At 53.5% G+C, this 17,109-nt stretch carries 13 protein-coding genes; 3 read left to right on the top strand and 10 right to left on the bottom strand.

Annotated features, from left to right (window positions below; genetic code table 11):
• Nucleotides 1–152: 152 nt before the first annotated feature.
• Both C812_RS02855 and C812_RS22745 read left to right on the top strand, forming a co-directional pair.
• Nucleotides 153–455 carry a CD3324 family protein gene (locus tag C812_RS02855; RefSeq protein ID WP_371859555.1) on the top strand — a complete coding sequence of 101 codons (303 nt, stop codon included), beginning with the start codon at nt 153–155 and terminating at the stop codon, nt 453–455.
• A gap of 196 nt (nt 456–651) precedes the next feature.
• The gene (locus tag C812_RS22745; RefSeq protein WP_425270073.1) at nt 652–1,521 is read left to right on the top strand and encodes an HNH endonuclease; all 870 of its coding nucleotides are present in this window, start codon (nt 652–654) and stop codon (nt 1,519–1,521) included.
• A 591-nt stretch (nt 1,522–2,112) separates the two neighbouring features.
• Here the strand turns inward: C812_RS22745 and C812_RS02840 are convergent.
• The 8 genes from C812_RS02840 to C812_RS02810 all read right to left on the bottom strand — a co-directional run bounded on the left by C812_RS02840 (nt 2,113) and on the right by C812_RS02810 (nt 12,440).
• Complete coding sequence (locus C812_RS02840; protein WP_016311171.1) at nt 2,113–4,275, bottom strand: HelD family protein; 2,163 nt, start codon at nt 4,273–4,275, stop codon at nt 2,113–2,115.
• A gap of 149 nt (nt 4,276–4,424) precedes the next feature.
• A complete protein-coding gene (locus C812_RS02835; RefSeq protein WP_016311170.1) occupies nt 4,425–5,177 on the bottom strand; it encodes a tRNA threonylcarbamoyladenosine dehydratase in 753 nt (250 codons plus the stop codon).
• A 37-nt stretch (nt 5,178–5,214) separates the two neighbouring features.
• Entirely contained in the window at nt 5,215–6,993 is a 1,779-nt protein-coding gene (gene aspS / locus C812_RS02830) for an aspartate--tRNA ligase (RefSeq protein WP_016311169.1), read from the bottom strand.
• 43 nt (nt 6,994–7,036) lie between these two features.
• Complete coding sequence (gene hisS / locus C812_RS02825; protein ID WP_016311168.1) at nt 7,037–8,281, bottom strand: histidine--tRNA ligase; 1,245 nt, start codon at nt 8,279–8,281, stop codon at nt 7,037–7,039.
• A gap of 652 nt (nt 8,282–8,933) precedes the next feature.
• Entirely contained in the window at nt 8,934–9,401 is a 468-nt protein-coding gene (locus C812_RS02820) for a hypothetical protein (RefSeq protein ID WP_016311167.1), read from the bottom strand.
• Nucleotides 9,402–9,427: 26 nt separating this feature from the next.
• Complete coding sequence (locus C812_RS22475; RefSeq protein ID WP_016311166.1) at nt 9,428–9,595, bottom strand: hypothetical protein; 168 nt, start codon at nt 9,593–9,595, stop codon at nt 9,428–9,430.
• 189 nt (nt 9,596–9,784) lie between these two features.
• Complete coding sequence (gene dtd, locus C812_RS02815; RefSeq protein WP_016311165.1) at nt 9,785–10,237, bottom strand: D-aminoacyl-tRNA deacylase; 453 nt, start codon at nt 10,235–10,237, stop codon at nt 9,785–9,787.
• Between the two features lie 25 nt (nt 10,238–10,262).
• Nucleotides 10,263–12,440, bottom strand: coding sequence for a RelA/SpoT family protein (locus C812_RS02810; RefSeq protein ID WP_016311164.1), 2,178 nt, complete (start codon nt 12,438–12,440; stop codon nt 10,263–10,265).
• 317 nt (nt 12,441–12,757) lie between these two features.
• Between C812_RS02810 and uraA the strand changes: the two genes are divergently transcribed.
• Nucleotides 12,758–14,044, top strand: coding sequence for a uracil permease (gene uraA, locus C812_RS02805; protein ID WP_016311162.1), 1,287 nt, complete (start codon nt 12,758–12,760; stop codon nt 14,042–14,044).
• Nucleotides 14,045–14,121: 77 nt separating this feature from the next.
• On the opposite strand, the gene C812_RS02800 is transcribed toward uraA, so the two are convergent.
• Together C812_RS02800 and recJ are read right to left on the bottom strand one after the other, a co-directional pair.
• Nucleotides 14,122–14,637 (bottom strand): adenine phosphoribosyltransferase, encoded by a 516-nt coding sequence (locus tag C812_RS02800; RefSeq protein WP_016311161.1) that lies wholly within the window; start codon nt 14,635–14,637, stop codon nt 14,122–14,124.
• A gap of 59 nt (nt 14,638–14,696) precedes the next feature.
• Nucleotides 14,697–17,102, bottom strand: coding sequence for a single-stranded-DNA-specific exonuclease RecJ (recJ, locus tag C812_RS02795; protein ID WP_016311160.1), 2,406 nt, complete (start codon nt 17,100–17,102; stop codon nt 14,697–14,699).
• Between the last annotated feature and the right edge of the window lie 7 nt (nt 17,103–17,109).

Here is a 17,109-nt window from a genome sequence, read left to right as displayed (position 1 = left end):
CCAAATTTTGTCTTTATTTAAAGTCAAAGTCGTTTGTTCTACACCAAGAAGGTTGGAACAAGCGGTACCAATACTAAATGGAAAGGGGGAAGCGAGCATGTTGACTTATATCGTAACAGCAATCAAGGACGGAGCACGAAATAAGGAGGTACATGATCGTGAATTACAAAAATGGAAAGGATGTTCTTCCCCCTAGGCTGCTGAAGGAGCTCCAAACGTATATTCAGGGTGAGCTGCTTTACATTCCCAAGCCGGAACGGTCAAGGGCGTTATGGGGAGAACTGAGCGGTTCCCGCCACTCGATTGCTAAACGGAACGAAGAGATTTTTCGCTTGTACCGCGCCGGGAGCACGGTACGGGATTTAGCCGAAAGATTTCACCTCTCCGATGAAAGCATCCGCAAAATTTTAACCAAAATGCGCAGCCTCAGGCAACCCGCAACCGTGTCCGAGTAACGCCAACCCGGGGAACAACATCCTAATCCAAATCACAATCCTGATGCTAAACCCTAAGCCAGGACCGGCCGGTCTTGGCTTTATTTCTATAGATTCAGGTATAATGGAGTCATATCCTACTTCGAGCCTATACCAAACTGAGGTGACCCCCTTGACGCAGCAGCAACCTGAACCTAACTCAACTTCCGCGAATGCGATAAAAATATGCGCCTATTGCGGCGAGGCCAAGCCGCTGGGCGAATTCCTGCGCCGCACCGGCAAGCGCTCCGGCAAAGGCTCACGCCGGGGCGCTTGCCGCAGTTGCCGCGCGCTGCGCAAGCGGCAGCAGGCTGCCCAGGCTCAGGCCGCGTTGCCGCAGGCTGCGGCCGCGGAGCCCGCTGGCGCAGCGCTGGCAGCGCCAGCGAAAGCGCCTGCGCCGGCGGCGCCAAGCGGCGACGGCCGCGCGAGCGAGGCCGCGGCGGCCGGGCCCAGCGCGCCGCCAGGCGCGGAGGCCGGCGCCGCAGGCACGGCCAAGGCGGCGCGCAAGCGCCGCAGCAAAAAGGCCGCGGCACAGATCGCGGCCGTTCAGGTCGGCGCAAGCGCCAGTGCGGCAGCGCCGGCGGGCGCCGCGGGGCGGCACGGGGGCGAAGCCGCGCCGACCAAGCGGCGGATCAAGCGGGCGCTGCCCGCCCCGCCGCCAAAAGCCGAGGGTCCCGACATCCGGACCCTCAGACCGAACCGCAACGGCATGATCCGCCTGCGCGGGCGTACCGATAAAGGTCGGCGCTGGCAGCAGGAGATCGACTATGACCTGGCGGTTACGCTCGTGCGTGAGCATATGGCCGTCGTCGTGAACCCGTTCACCATCCGCCGTTTGTACACGAACAAAGCGTTCCGCCATTATATTTTGACGCGGGATCATTACACCTGCTTCTTCTGTGGAGAGTACGGCGATACGATCGACCATCTGCTGCCCAGAGCCAAGGGCGGTCACACAACACCAGTAAACTGCGTCTGCGCCTGCAATCTGTGCAACCAAAGCAAAGCCGATCGCTGGCTGGACGAGTTCATGCAGGACGACGCGTAATCAAAGTAAGTTCTTGTTTCGAGCATCAATAGTCAATAGTCGAAACAGAGCCGAAATCCACAATGATGTGACCACGCTCTGTGATTTTATATGAAAAATCAAGTACATTTGGGCGACCTTGAGCGATTTTAACTAATGTATATGAAATTTCATATATATTCGCGCTTTCTGAAGGGTTTTACCCAAAATCTATGCGAAAAACCGAGTACATTTCGGTTTTTTTGCTTTTTTCGGCAAATTATATATGAAAAATCGAACACATTTTTGACCACGTAACTTATGCGCTTCGCCACCAGGGATGATTTCCGAGTAAAGCCCCCTGTTGAGCACATTGCCTACTTGCCCCTCCTCTATACCTCATCCAATCCACAAACCTTCTCCCATCCAACCACCGTTCACCTGAGCGAGGGGGATAATGATGCAAAAGACAGTCAATGACACACTAATCCCATCCCCCACCTCCAACCCGCTTGACCACTCTCCCACACCACCCGCCACCTGAGCAAACGGGATAATAATGCAAAAGGGGACAAAAAAAGGGAGGGCGTGCCCCTCCCCAATCCTCATTGACTATATCTCGACATGTACCCCTTATGCCTCTAAGTTCGTCCTGACGGCATAGTCTGTTGAACGATCGCCTGGGACGTAATCCGGCAGTTCTTTGCCGTGCAGCAGCCACAGTTCGTGCAGGGCGCGGGTACAGCCGACGTACAGCAGTTTGGCGTCTTTGGAACTATAATGCGCCTTGTCCACGTCCGTCACGATCACAGCGTCAAACTCCAGACCCTTCGACAGGTACACCGGCAACACCGAGATGCCCCCGGCGTATTGCGTCAGCTCCCCGGTGATCAGGTTGACTTCCTGACCACCTTGGCTTAATGCAGCATGCAGTTCCTCTGCTTCCTGCATCGTCCGGGTTAACACCGCCGCCGTGCGGAACGATCCGCCCAGCACCTTGTCCAATGCCTTGCGAATCAATGGCAGCCGCCGCTCGCCCTCCGATTCGACCAGCCGCACCGGCTCCCCGCTGCGGAATACCGGAACCGCCAGCAATTCGGTACCTACGCCGCGTTCTAGGATATCGTTGGCGAATTGGATAATTTCCATCGTGGACCGGTAACTGCGCGTTAACGCGAAATAAGCGGTTTCCTCCGGTCGGAACAGCACTTGCATCTCTTCCCAACTGCGCACACCTTTGTAGTAGTGGATCCCTTGGGACAAATCTCCGAGAATCGTAAAGGAATGCCCCTTCACAAAACGGTCCAGCACATACACCTGAAACGGCGTAAAATCCTGCGCCTCGTCTATCACCACATGGTCGAAGGTCAGATTGCCGTCAATTTCGTGGATTAAAGTATATAAATACAAAAGGGCAGCCAAGTCCTCTTCCTTGACGATGTTTTTCTTTAAGCGCGCCTGCGTCTCCTTCCAGATACCCGGCGGTATCCGGTCTGAAACATCGGCCATGCCTTCCATGCTGCCGCTTTTTCGTATGCCAAACATCTCCCGGTAGAGGTTAAGCGGCGTCAGCTCCGGCCATTTTTTTGCATAGCTTTTTTCCCGCAGCTGGGCTTTTTTCTTTCGTTCCTTTAGAACCGCAGCCGACGGTGCCTTCTTCAGCTCCATCTCGATCCAGCGATGGATCCGCGCCAGTACTCGCTCCTTGCGTCGGGCTACTGGGTAGTGGCGATATTCGCCTTCGAACCAGGCCAAGATCTTTTTACGCGGCAGCCGTGCACCTTCCCACGGTTCGAAATCGCCCTCAGGCACGCAGGCTGACTCAAGAGTGCTTGCCGACATATCGATAATCTCTTTAAACGCCATCGCCCCCTTGAAGCGTCCTGGCAGCTCTGTATCCTGCCACGTTTCCGTCTCTGCCTCTCCGCCGTCAAACCAGCGGGATAACGCCTCCGAGCCATCGCTTGGGACCTCGTCCAATCCCAGCACTTTCGCTGCCCAATCGCTGAACGTGCTTTGTTGGATATCCCCCACACCAAGCTCGGGCAGCACTTCGGATATATAATCGATAAACATATGGTTAGGCGCAAAAATAACTAAACGTTCCGCCTTAATCTGTTCCTTATATTGATACAGCAAAAAAGCCAGCCGATGCAGCGCCACGGTCGTTTTCCCACTGCCGGCTACGCCTTGAATAATCAGCGCCGTGTTTTTCGCGGCCCGGATAATTCGGTCCTGTTCGGCCTGAATCGTCGAAACGATGTCACGCAGGCGGTTGTCCTTGTTCTCGCCAAGCCGATACACCAGGAACTCATCCGATACGGCCGGACCGTCGCTGTCGTGGTTATACGTATCCACGACCCGGTCGAGAATCCCTTTGCGGATCACGATGTTGCGCTTCAAGTACACCAAGCCTTCGATCAAGCCTTCAGGCGCTTCATACGAAGCATCATCCCCGCCGGTAAATGAGTAGAACAAACTAGCGACCGGAGCACGCCAATCGATAACAATCGGGTCTCTTCCATCCGGATCGCCTACACCGACCTTGCCGATGTATAGCGGCTTTCTTCTTCCTCTGCGCTCCTCAAAATCCAGTCGTCCAAAATACGGCTCACGAACCGATTGCTCAAGTTGTTTCCTCTGGGTTTCCCGATTCTCCTCGAGAAGCTGTTCGGTAAAATCATGTCCGGTGTACACCGGAATCGAACGCAACCGTTGCAGCTGCCGATCGATCTCTTCCAAGGTGCGGTCCAGCCGCGCCTTCTCTTCTTGATAGGCACTTTGAAAATCATTCATTTCAGTTACCTCCTAAGGTTATTGTGTACTCCAGACTCAAAAGGAGTTTTATTATACCACTACCTCTGGCGAAAAGGCGAATTTTCTCAAAAAAATAAGACGCTGGCAGACTTGTTTATCAAGTCTCATCCAGCGTCTTAGCTCCGAATTTACACACTAACGCCGCCGCGCTCTAGCAGTTCACGCACTGCTGCGCTGACCATAATTAGGCCGACCACCGGCGGCACAAACGAGTTGCTGGCCGGCGGCTGCTTGGCCTTACGGATTTTAGCGCCAGCAGGCGCAATTTTCTCCGTAACGTCCTTGCGCGGGCGGACAGGCGGTTCAGTCGAGAAAACGACCTTAACGCCCTTCTTGATCCCGTCTTCCCGCAGCTTCGTGCGAATGACGCGAGCCATGGGGTCCATATGGGTTTTCGAAATATCCGTGACCTGGAATTTCGTCGGGTCCATTTTGTTGGCAGCCCCCATGCTCGACAAGATCGGGATGCCCCGCTGCAAGCATTGCTTGATCAGGTGAATTTTGTACGTAATGGTATCCGAAGCATCCAGTACATAATCAATATCGTACTTGAACAGTTCTTCGTAAGTCTCTTCCGTGTAGAACATATTCAGCGCGATCGCATCGCACTCCGGGTTAATCAGCTTGATCCGGTCGCGCATGAGATCGGCCTTCTTCTGACCGATCGTCGTCGTCAGCGCATGAATTTGCCGGTTAATGTTGGTGATATCGACGACATCCTTGTCGATCATAATAATCCGGCCGATTCCGGTTCTGGCCAGCCCTTCGACAGCCATCGCGCCTACGCCGCCGACACCAAGCACGGCAACCGTGCTGTTCTTGAGAATATCCAGACCCTCTGCCCCGATGGCGAGTTCTGTTCGCGAAAATTGATGAAGCATGGTCAGTGTACCTCCGTTAGGTTGACATCTTAACCGATTATTTCTTTACTTCTGCCAGTTTGGGAGCCAGCTTGATGTGCAGCTGATCCAGCTGCGATCCGTCGACTTCGGATGGCGAGTTCATCAGTAAGTCCGTTGCGCTCGCTGTTTTCGGGAAGGCGATGGTCTCACGCAGGTTGGAACGACCAGCCAGCAGCATAACCAGACGGTCGAAGCCGAAGGCGATCCCGCCGTGAGGAGGCGTACCGTATTCGAACGCATCCATCAGGTAGCCGAATTTATCTTGAGCTTCTTCCGGCGACAAGCCGATCGCCTTGAACATCTTCTCTTGTACGTCGCGTTTGTAGATCCGCATCGAACCGCCGCCAACCTCATAACCGTTCAGCACGAGATCATACGCTTGAGCGAGGATTTTACCCGGATCGGTGTCAAACAGCGGCAGATCCTCGTCGCGCGGACGAGTGAATGGATGGTGCTCAGCGACATAGCGTTTTTGCTCTTCATCCCAGCCAAGCAGCGGGAAGTCTACAACCCATGCAAATTTATACACGCTGTCGTCGATCAGACCAAGATCGCGGCCGATTTTCAGACGCAATGCGCCGAGGACGTCGGCAACAACCTTTTTGTTATCGGCAGAGAACAGCAGCAGGTCGCCTTCTTCAGCGCCGGTGCGTTCCTTGATCGCTTCGATCTCTTGTTCTGTAAAGAACTTCACGATCGGACCGCGGAACTCGCCTTCCTTCACTTGAATCCAGGCCAGACCTTTGGCTCCGTAACGGGCTGCATACGGTCCAAGATCGTCGATGTCCTTACGGCTCCAAGTCCCGCAGCCTTTAGCGTTCAGTACTTTGACTTCCCCGCCCTTTTCAATGACAGAAGAAAATACCTTAACGCCGCTATTGGCCACAAGATCACTGACGTTCACCAATTCTAAACCGAAACGGAGGTCCGGTTTGTCCGAACCGTACTTATCCATCGCGTCAGCATAGCTAATGCGTTGGAATGGCGTTGGAATGTCAATGCCTTTCGTTTCTTTGAACAGGCGTACGATCAGCTTCTCCATCATCTCGAGCAGCTCATCGCGCGAGAGGAACGAAGTCTCGATGTCGACCTGGGTAAACTCCGGTTGACGGTCAGCGCGCAAATCCTCATCGCGGAAGCAGCGGGCGATTTGATAGTAACGCTCGATACCGCTGACCATGAGCAGCTGCTTGTACAGCTGAGGCGATTGCGGCAGTGCGAAAAATTCACCTGGATGCACGCGGCTTGGCACAAGATAATCGCGTGCCCCTTCCGGCGAGCTCTTGGTCAAGATCGGGGTTTCTACCTCGATAAAACCTTCACCGTCAAGGAAATCGCGGAATACCTTCGCCGCTTTAGAGCGCAACCACAACGTTTGCTGCATTTCCGGACGGCGCAGGTCGAGGTAACGATATTTCAAGCGCAGCGATTCATCCACTTCGATGCCGTCTTCAATGAAGAACGGCGGCGTCTTCGCTGCGTTCAACACATCGATTTCAGTAATTTGCACTTCGATATCGCCGGTTGGCAAATTCGGATTGACCGTTTCAGGATCACGGGCTACCACTTTCCCGGTAACGGCCAGCACGTATTCGCTGCGCACGCGGTCGGCAATTTTCAGCGCTTCACCGGAATAAGCCGGGTTAAACACGATTTGCACAATGCCGCTGCGGTCGCGCAGATCGATGAACAGCACGCCCCCCAAGTCACGGCGGGTTTGCACCCAGCCGTTTAATGTAACGGTTTCTCCGATGTTCGCGGTGCTCAGCGTACCGCAATGATGCGTTCGTTTCATCGTAACTCCCCTTTTCTTCGCGTTATTTTTTTATTTGTTTAGGTTATTTCAACTCATTTACCAATTCGCTTAACTTCACCGTGCGCTGCTCACCGCTGTCCATCGACTTTAGCGCAATTTCCCCGCGCTGCAGTTCATCGTCACCGAGAATGGCCGTGTAGCGTGCCTGCATCCGGTCGGCGGACTTCATCTGCGCCTTCATCTTCCGGCCCAGATAATCGCGTTCCGCAGAGAATCCTGCTTGCCGCAGCTTAAACAGCTGAGTCGTAATCTCCTTCTCCGCTGCTTCGCCAAGGGCGATCAGATACACGTCCAGCGGCTTGACGGCGCCGAGCTCGATCTCTTGCTTTTCCAAAATCAGCGCAATCCGTTCAAGCCCCATCCCGAAGCCGATGCCCGGTTGGTCAGGACCGCCCACTTCCGCCACCAGCCCGTTATACCGGCCGCCCCCGCCAATCGTGTCGATGGCGCCGATGCCTTGGGCTTTATACTCAAAAGCGGTGTGCGTATAGTAGTCCAAGCCGCGAACAAGGCGAGGATTGATTTCATAATCAATCTCCATCGCGCTCAGCAGCTCCTGAACCTTCGCAAAATGCGTAGTGCATTCCTCATCCAAACTATCCAGAATTGACGGAGCCCCATCAAATTTGTCCTGGTCCGTCTTACAGTCCAACACACGCAGCGGATTACGTTCAATCCGAGCTTGGCAGTCTTTGCACAAGCTGTCCTTCATCGGCAGCAGGAACGCCAGCAGCTTCTCGCGGTAAGCCGCGCGGCTGGACGGATTGCCAACGGAGTTAATCTCCACCTTCACCCCTTGAAGACCCAGCTCCCGGCAAAACTGATATCCCAGTGCCACAACCTCGGCATCGATCGCCGGATCGATTGCTCCAAACGCCTCCACCCCAAACTGATGGAACTGGCGTTGACGTCCTGCTTGCGGGCGCTCATAGCGAAACATCGGCCCGATGTAATACAGCTTGCTGACGTCCGGTTCGCCGTACATCTTGTTCTCCACATAGGAACGAACAACCCCAGCCGTCCCTTCTGGACGCAGCGTCATGCTGCGATCCCCTTTATCCAGGAACGTATACATTTCCTTCTCGACGATATCCGTCGTCTCCCCAACGCCCCGTTCAAACAGCGAGGTTTGTTCAAAGATCGGGGTCCGAATTTCCCGGTAATTAAAACGCCGGCACAAGTCTCTGGCCTTCTCCTCAATAAACTGCCATTTCTCGACGGTTCCTGGCAAAATATCCTGCGTGCCCGTCGGTTTCTGAAAAGCCATATTGTTCATCCTCCATCTCAGACTCGTAAGCCAATATAAAAAATCTCCCGTTCCTGTTTGATTCAAACAGGGACGAGAGATCGTTACGCAATCACCCGTGGTGCCACCCACATTCCGAATGTCGACGCTTCAAAGCCGCTCTTATTCAGCCTCCCAGCATCTCAATTCGCTTCAAGCGGTTATCGCCCGCCTACGCCGCACGTCTACTCTCGAAGGGAAGCCATTAGCCGCCTTTGATTTCGCCGCCGGTTCTCGGGGAAGTCTTTCGTCTAATCATCATCAGAATCCTTCCAGCCTGCTTCACCGCACGCATAACGAACACGATTGATCCGTCTGCTGCAACGAAGTCGGGGATTCCTCTCTGTGGGTGTGGGGTTAAACTACTTTGTCCCGTCATCGAATACCTATTCGTTTTCATTCACGCCATAGACGTGACGTCAACTGTTATTTTTAGATTGTATGAAACCACCGCACTAAAGTCAAGCCCGAGACGCGAAAAATGTCTACACAAAGAAAAAAACCTGTCACCAACGGGGTGCAGGTCCAAAAGGTATTATATTAAAAAGGGGGTCATGCCGTTATTATAAACAAGCAATGTTAAGGGAACATGTAGCTAATATTACAGTTATATTACAAGAACCCTTATCCCCGGTTATTCCGTTACAACATAGCCCCCATGCTCGCGTAATTTTCGCACGACCATCTCATAATCGCTGTCCTTCACCTTTGCACTAAGAACATATTTCCAACCCTGCGGCTCGTCACCCGTTGTGATGGGAGGTTTCGATGTGATCAGTTGCTCTCCGTCTCCCATCGCTTGGCTGCGTTCACCATCTAACGTATCGCCGGTACCGTCTTCTCCCAAAGCTACCACGGGCAGCACGCTCTGCACGCCGCGAAACATACCGGGTACAGGGACAACTCCCGGGTTGTTTGCACCTGATGCGCTGATCACCCCGTTATTTAGAGGCAATAACGTAACTTGAAACTCATCGTCCTCGCCCCATTCATTCGACACATTTCCTGCTTCAACCGCATTCGTGTTGAAAGCCCGCAGGGTGATACGCGCACCTTCCACTTGATCTTCTGTATTAAAATAGGCCTGAATATGTCTGGCCATAACCGATTCCTCCTTCATTCTCAGCATCAACTTCCGGGTCGAGGGAGCCATTCAGCAGAGGGCCGGGTCTCCTGCATCATCGGTTCAAATCGCTCCGGTTCGGCCAGCCGGGCCATCATCCGGGCTTCGCTGCGGTGTCCCGCCGTAATGAGCGGAGAGGATTGCCAGTCTCTCGATTTCGCGGATTGGTGCATGTGAGCACCTCCTTTGGTCGTCAAGCTCTTTATCACAAGGTTGTACCAAAATCGGTCCGCTTATCCTATAGAACCCGAAATCTTGCGTGAAAATGGAGGGAATTTGTCCATATCGTCCCGTTCCGTTAACGCAAAAAAGGGGCAAGACGCAAAATTGCTACGTCTTGCCCCGCTCTCAAATCCTTGCAGTTACCCCTCGCTACCAGGGCTGTCCACAATTAAGGTCACCGGACCCCAATTCGTCAATTGTACGTCCATATCGGCACCAAATACGCCGGTTTCGACCGTCAACCCTTTCGCCCGAAGCAGCTCGTTAAACCGCTCATACAACGGTTCCGCCGTTTCCGGCCGGGCTGCTGCCATGAAGTTAGGCCGTTTGCCTTTGCGGCAATCCCCATACAATGTAAACTGGGAGACCGACAAAATCGCCCCGCCGATCTCCGTAACCGCCAGGTTCATCTTGCCTGCTTCATCTTCAAATATCCGTAAGCCGGAGATCTTCTCCGCCAAATAGGCGGCATCCTGCTCGGTATCCTCATGCGTCACGCCAACCAACAGCATGAGCCCAGGGCCAATCGCCCCGACCGTCTCTCCCGCTACGACCACGCGCGCCTCTCGGCAGCGCTGCACAACCACTCTCATCTTGGTTTGAATCCTTTCCTATCTGCTACTGCATGATCCGGTGGACCGTATATACATCCTTCACCCGTTTGATCTTCTCCACAACGGATTGCAGATGATCGGTATTCCGAATCAGAATCGTCATGTGCACCAAAGCCATCTTGTTCTTATCTGACCGCCCGGAGACGGCCGAAATATTCGTTTTGCTTTCCGACACGGCCTGCAGCACTTCGTTTAAGAAGTTACGACGATCGTGACCGGTAATTTCGATATCGACACTGTAATTCGCCTCGATCGAATCTTCCCATTCCACGTCGATCACGCGCGCTGCCTCTTCGCCTTCGCCACCACTCGGGATATTCGGACAGTCGCTGCGATGCACGGATACGCCGCGGCCGCGGGTAATGTAACCCACGATCTCGTCGCCGGGCACAGGGTTACAGCATCTTGCAAACCGCACCAGCAGATTGTCGATCCCCTTTACAACTACGCCATTCGTTGGACGATGGCGACGTTCTTCAGGCGCTTTCACTTCTTTGACCTCAGTGGTCAATTCAATATTCCCGGCCGCTTCCTCTTGCTCTTTGCGCAGCTTTTCGGTTAGCTTCGTCACGACCTGGGAAGCCGTGATCCCGCCGAACCCAATCGCCGACAACATATCGTCGATGTCGTTGAAGGCATACTTCTTCGCCGCCTCCAACAGCTTGTCGTCGCTCATCCACAAGGACGGCTCAAGCCCGGCCCGCTTCAGCTCGCGTTCGATCGCTTCGCGTCCTTTTTCCACGTTCTCTTCGCGTTTTTCCTTCTTGAACCATTGCTTGATCTTGCTGCGAGCATGGGAGGATTGCGCGATTTTGAGCCAATCCTGACTTGGTCCATACGAGTGCTTGGACGTTAAAATCTCCACGATGTCCCCGGTCTTCAACCGATGATCCAACGGGACGATCCGACCGTTCACTTTGGCCCCAATCGTCCGATTCCCCACTTCCGTATGGATACGGTACGCGAAGTCCAGCGGCACGGAGCCGGCCGGCAGCTCTATGACTTCCCCGGACGGTGTGAACACAAACACCAGGTCCGAGAAGAAGTCCATTTTCAGCGATTCTACGAATTCAGAAGCATCCTTGGCTTCATGTTGAAGCTCGAGGATTTCGTTAAAGAACGTAATTTTGTTCTCAAGACCGCCTGTTCCTGCACCTTCTTTGTAAGCCCAGTGCGCGGCAATCCCGTATTCTGCCGTGCGGTGCATTTCCCAGGTGCGGATTTGAACCTCTGTAGGTTCCCCGTTCGGCCCGACAACCGTCGTATGCAACGACTGGTACATATTCGCCTTCGGCATCGCGATATAGTCCTTAAACCGCCCTGGCATCGGCTTCCATAACGTATGGATAATCCCCAGGGTCGCATAACAATCCTTGATATTGTCCACGATGATACGGATGGCCAGCAGATCGTAAATTTCGTTGAACTGCTTGTTCTTCATCGTCATTTTCTTATACACGCTGTAAATATGCTTGGGTCGCCCCGACAAATCCGCTTGGATGCCCATTTCGTCCAGCTTCTCGGCGATGCGGGCGATGACGTTCTTGATATATTCCTCGCGCTCTGCCCGTTTCTTGCGCATCAAATTGGCGATCCGGTAATATTGCTGCGGGTTCAAGTACCGCAGGGCAATATCCTCCATTTCCCATTTGATGGCGGAGATCCCGAGCCGATTGGCGATCGGACAGAAGATTTCCAGCGTTTCATAGGCGATCCGGCGTTGACTCTCCTCGGACTGATATTTCAACGTCCGCATATTATGCAGCCGGTCCGCCAATTTGATGACGATGACGCGGATATCTTGTGCCATCGCAATGAACATTTTACGGTAGTTCTCGTTCTGCTGCTCTTCTTTGGATTGGAATTTGATCCGCTCCAGCTTGGTTAAGCCGTCAACGAGCAATGCACAATCACTGCCGAAATGCTCCTGTATCTCCTTTAAGGACACTGTTGTGTCTTCCACCACATCATGGAGCAGGGCCGCAATGACCGATAGCGCATCCATTTGCATGCTCACAACGATATCCGCTACGGCCAAAGGATGTAGAATATAAGGTTCTCCGGATTTGCGAACCTGTCCGTGATGGGCTTGATCCGCAAACTCGTACGCTTCCCGAATCCGCTTCAGATCCGGTTCCTTTATATAGGCAGACGCCTTTTCGAGTAATTGCTCTATGCCCATTGAGATCCTGTTGATTCCTTTCTATATGAAAATATACTGAAAAAACGCATACAAGAGCATAATTCGCCTCATTTTGATTTCCTATAATTATGCCTCTTGCGTTCCCTCACGTCAACTCCAGGTATTGTCTTCGCTGCATGGACAGCACCTCAGCAGGATGAACCTGCCTTAGGAGGATATACCGACCAGTCGATGAAGGGAATATCTGGGGGAGAAAGACAAATGTCAAGTATTTTTCTGTTGAAAATTGTCGCCAATGTCATTATCCTATTAGGGATAGTTATCTTTATGAACGTATCTATAGAGGAGTGAACGCGTTGCAACGTGAAATTCAAGTGAATGAGAAAGTCCCGTTCGGACCGGGCGTGCTGTTAAGCCTACAGCACTTATTTGCCATGTTCGGAAGCACGGTGCTGGTGCCAAACCTGTTTGGTGTAGACCCCGGCATGATTCTGCTGATGAACGGCATCGGTACCCTGTTGTACATCCTGATCTGTAAAGGGAAAATCCCTGCCTATCTGGGTTCCAGCTTTGCCTTTATCGCACCGGTTCAGGCGGTTATCCTGAATTATCCGGGGAACGGTTATGCGATGGCCCTCGGCGCGTTTATCGTCACCGGTGTGATCTTCGTACTGATTGCGCTGCTGATCAAATACGCCGGCACGAAGTGGATCGACGTCGTATTCCCGCCGGCCGCGATGGGGGCGATCGTAGCCCTGATCGGTTTGGAGCTGATTCCGGTCGCTGCCAGCATGGCTGGATGGATCTCTGATGGATCGGAGGGCTGGACGCCAAATGGGACGGCCATCACCCTGTCGCTCGTAACATTAATTGTCACGCTGCTTGGTGCTGTCCTGTTCCGCGGTTTTCCAAAAATCATCCATATCCTGATCGGGATCGTTGTAGGTTATGTACTTGCTTTAAGCATGGGTGTAGTCAACACCGCAGCGATCGAACAAGCGAAGTGGTTTACCCTGCCGACGGTCACGACCCCGCAATGGGATACCTCCGTCATCATCTCGATCGTGCCGGTTGCGCTGGTTGTCATCGTAGAGCATATCGGCCACCTGCTGGTGACTAGCAACATTGTGGGTAAGGACTTGTCCAAAGATCCGGGCTTGCACCGGTCGCTGATGGGGAACGGAATCTCCACGATTCTTTCCGGTTTTGTAGGTTCGACGCCGAACACGACTTACGGGGAGAACATCGGTGTCATGGCATTAACCCGCGTATTCTCCGTATATGTCATCGGGGGGGCAGCAATCTTTGCCATTCTGCTCTCCTTCTCCGGGAAGTTCTCGGCAATTGTCGCGAATATTCCAGATCCGGTTATGGGCGGTGTATCCTTGCTGTTGTTTGGCGTTATCGCTGCCTCGGGGTTGCGGATCTTCGTCGAGCAGAAAGTGGACTTCTCCAAGCCTACCAACATGCTGCTGACCACGGTTGTACTGGTCATCGGCTTGAGCGGCACCCAACTGACCATGGGGAATGTTGTGCTGAAAGGGATGGCCTTGGCAACGATTGTTGGCATTCTGCTTAGCCTGTTCTTCAAGCTCATTCAAGTGTTGAAATTAAGCAACGATAACGAAGAAGCGGCCCATTAAGCTCACTCTTCTATACAAACTAGGGGCTGCTGCCATGTGATCCATGGCAGCAGCCCCTTTTTGTATGAGATCTATCCTTATTCGTATTGTACGAGGGAAAAGACTTCAATTCCCGGCAGCTTCTTGCGGCCTTCCAATTCACTTAACTCAATCAGGAACGCAGTACCCACGACGTTTCCTCCTAATTGGCGAACTAGATCTACCGAAGTCGAGATCGTTCCTCCTGTCGCCAGCAAGTCATCGGCAATCAGCACGTTTTGCCCCGGTTTTACCGCATCGCTGTGCATCGCCAACCGGTCTTTGCCGTATTCCAGGTCGTATTCCACCTCAATCGTTTCGTAAGGCAGCTTCCCGCTCTTGCGGATCGGTACGAATCCAACGCCAAGCGCGTAAGCCAGCGGCGCACCTACAACGAAACCGCGGGCTTCAGGGCCGGCAATCAAATCGATCTTCAGATGAGATACCCGCTGCTTCAGTTCGTCGATCGCCTTGCGATACATATTCCCGTCATTCAGCAGCGTCGTAATATCCTTGAAGCTAATGCCAGGTTGCGGGAAATCAGGAATCACCCGGATGTACTCTTTAAAATCCAAACCAATCTCCTCCTAGTTCAAATGCGTGCGAATCATTCTTAAGTTTCAAATCAAAACATTTATGAGGCTCCCTGAATATGGGTTAGCATCCATTCAGTAATTTCCGGCACCCGGCCGTACTGCAGCATCTGTTCGATTTCAGCCAGCAGTCCCAGCTCCCGGTAACGGCTTGACGTTTCCAAGGCCTGCTTGGAAGGAGACGGATGGATCCGAATCATCCCGGATGTCCGAATAATAAATCCTAGCTCCTCGAATACACCAAGCGCCATCTCAACCATCCGCTTTGACCAACCGGTACGCTTCACTAAAGCCGCCACCAGTTCTTCCTCAGGAAGCCCTTGGCCAGCTCCCCGATAGATCAAGCTGTACACGAGCTTGAAATGATCGCGAGAAGGCGGCTCAATGCGCTCTTGAGGAGCACGCAGTGAATGCAGCATATAGATGCGCTCCAAACCGGTAAAAGCGGATACCATCCCGGTCCAGCTCTCCGGTGCATCCGGAAGCTCCAGGACAAACAAGGTCGACGCAGCGTGAAGCCCGGCGGTTTGCGCGAGTTCGTTCCCAGCACGCACGCCAACGTTCTTATCATATACCCAAATCGGGGTCTCCTTCAAATCAAGGGTATGGAAAAATGCGGAACCTTCATTTACGACAACTGCCAACGCTCCTGAACCGCAGGCGGGCAGCTTATCCAGCTTCCGTCGAAGCTCTTCGAGCAGCTGTGAAGGATTCCGGGAGCCGCGGTAGTCAAACACCTGCAGATGAGACACCGCCAAATCCTGGATCATCAGCTGCGGCTTACGCGAACCATTCCACTCGTTAACACTGGCTTCCGCAACGATATCGATACGCGCTTCCTCTGACAGCAGCGGGGCCAATTCACCTTTGCCAAAAGCGACCGCTTCTACGGTTTTGCCGTTTTGGCCAAGTATCAGCTTCAAGTGCTTGCCATCTTTGCCCATCTGACGGCATTCCAGCAGCTTCAGGCCGCGAAGCAGCAGCCTGGGACAGCTGTTGGCCATGCCAAATGGAGCCAATTGCTGTAGTTGCTCGATTGCTTGCAGTGTAATGTCTTTTAAGGAGCAACTCAAATCGGTCTCCAACACCGGTACAAAATGCTCCGGCGTGAGCCGCCCAGCGGCAAATGCATTCAGCCTCCGGCCAAATTCCTCCAACCGCTCTCGGCTGAGAGACATCCCTGCAGCGGATGGGTGTCCGCCAAAGTGGTCCAGCAGGTCAGCGCAATCGGTTAATGCTTCATAAATATCAAAGCCAGGAATCGATCGGGCAGAGCCTTTGCATTCGCCGGTCTCCGGATTTATTCCAAGCACGATCGTCGGGCGATAATACCGTTCCAGCAATTTAGAGGCGACAATCCCTACAACGCCGGCATTCCAGCCTTCGCCAGCCACCACGATCACATCAGGCAGCCCTTCTGACTGCTCCTGGCTTTCCAACTGTTGCAGCGCCTCCTGCACCATATCCTCCACCAGCATTTGGCGCTCCTTGTTCAGCACATCCAGTTCCTCGGCGATCGCCTCGGCTTCTTCCATGTCCTCCGCTGTCAACAAGGCAACGGCACGGTTGGCGTGGCTCATGCGGCCGCTGGCATTAATCCGCGGTGCCAGTCCGAAGGCCACCGCCGTTGAAGTCACCTCCCCGCTGGACCAGCCGGAAGTTCCGAGCAATGCCGTCATGCCTGGAAATGCCGAGCGCTCCATCGAGGCCAGACCGGACTTGACGATCATCCGGTTCTCTCCGGTCAGAGGCATCAGGTCGGCAATCGTCCCCAACGCGGCCAGCTCGGTCCATGCAACAGGGGTGTCCTTCCCCAAGAGCGCTTGGGCCAGCTTGTACGCCACCCCTACCCCGGCCAATCCTTTAAACGGATACGTGCAGTATGGCAGCTTGGGGTTAATTAGAGCATACGCTTCTGGTAAAACAGCCGGCGGTTCGTGGTGGTCAGTGACGATGACGTCCATACCAACCGAATTGGCATAGGCCACCTGTTCAACGGCGCTGATCCCCGTATCTACCGTTACGATCAGCGTAAAGCCCTTCTTATGGTAATGCTCCAGCACTGGAATATGTAGTCCATATCCCTCTTTCGTTCGATGCGGAATGTAGAAGTCATATGTAGCACCGAGATGCCTCATCAGGTAGATCATTAGCGTCGTCGATGACACCCCATCGGCATCATAATCCCCATAAATCAAAATTCGCTCCCCGTTCTCCACCGCTAGGCGAATACGCGGAACGGCATCTTTCATGCCGCTGAGCAGCATGGGATCGTGTTGATCCGCAAGGGTTCCTCTTAAGAAGAGCTCTGCCTTCTCAGGGCTTTCCATCTCCCGCTTTACCAGCAACGACGCCAGCAAAGGGGAAATATTCAACTGGCCGGCCAGTCGACTGGCCGCCTCTTCGTCATGGGGAAGCTGTGTCCAGCGATATTTGGCATGAAGCAATAACGTC

The sequence above is a fragment of the Paenibacillus barengoltzii G22 genome (assembly GCF_000403375.2).
Taxonomy (GTDB): Bacteria; Bacillota; Bacilli; order Paenibacillales; family Paenibacillaceae; genus Fontibacillus; species Fontibacillus barengoltzii.
The sequence above is the reverse complement of the archived record's forward strand: the minus strand, read 5'-3'. Positions and strand labels throughout refer to the sequence as shown.